Origin of the sequence: Leucobacter sp. OH1287, assembly GCF_003859945.1 — a bacterium.
In the GTDB taxonomy this organism is placed as follows: Bacteria; Actinomycetota; Actinomycetes; order Actinomycetales; family Microbacteriaceae; genus Canibacter.
On record NZ_RQYM01000032.1, the window covers coordinates 1 to 976 of the forward strand.

Genomic DNA, 976 nt, shown 5'->3' on the forward strand with positions numbered 1-976 from the left:
GGTTATCTCACTCCGAGAGAGTTTGCTCAACAGCAGGTGGCGGGTTGAAAAACTCTAATAACGCCTGGACCTAAAAACGGGGCCCCCTCAACGGGACAGAGTTCAAAGAGGAATTTCGGCCGGGAGCTGGCACGAGTGAGGACCTATTTCAAAGCACTGATAAAACAAGTTATAACAGAAACCGCTACATCAACAGTTTTGGACACGTGACAATCCCCGCGGGTAAAAAACTGGTCCTGCGGATACCGGTTGTGCAGACCCTCGATAACTGCAGGAACGGTTTTGACTATGTCAGCGTGGCTAACAGCGTCACTGCAAGGCCCGCAGCGGAAAGTGCTGCGGTATTTGACATGGGATATATGCGCATCTACGGCGCTATTACATGTAATGACGTAAGCTCGATCACCGAGGTCAGCGCGAGTAGTCACGCATTTGGCGATGCCTTGAGTTTCAGCTCAAAAATAACTAACTCCTCAGTGCAAGTTGACGAGCTGGCCTTTAGCCAGGTGCTACCGAAGCGTGCTGTTTTGTCACCGGAACAGATGGTGAGGGCAGGCCTGATTAGTGATCCGGCGGAGGCGTTCAGATTCAGCTGCTTTGTCGGGTCCGGAGCCAACGCTGGCCGGCAACCCGTCAGCTGTCCGGCGGACCTGCGCTATGATCCAGAAAAACACGCAATCAAAGGCACGCATAGAGAGCCGATCACGGGCGGTAAATGGTTTGAGGTTGTGACCGAAACCTTTGCCGGGTTTGTTGCGGCCCCGAGTGCATCCTTTGAGATTAAAACAGTGCTTGGTGAAGTGCCGGGTGACACCAACACCTCATTGAATAACTCCTCTAAAACGTTTGAGCTAACCAACACCACGGCGCCGATGGACGCGATCCACACTGAGGGGGCCCCGTTTTTAGGTCCAGGCGTTATTAGAGTTTTTCAACCCGCCACCTGCTGTTGAGCAAACTCTCTCGGAGTGAGATA

At 52.8% G+C, this 976-nt stretch carries 1 protein-coding gene; it reads left to right on the forward strand.

Features of this window, described 5'->3' with window-relative positions; translation table 11 throughout:
- Nucleotides 1–350: 350 nt before the first annotated feature.
- Nucleotides 351–953: a hypothetical protein gene (locus EII30_RS08810; protein WP_124886969.1), complete on the forward strand. Its 603-nt coding sequence runs from the start codon at nucleotides 351–353 to the stop codon at nucleotides 951–953.
- Nucleotides 954–976: the final 23 nt, after the last annotated feature.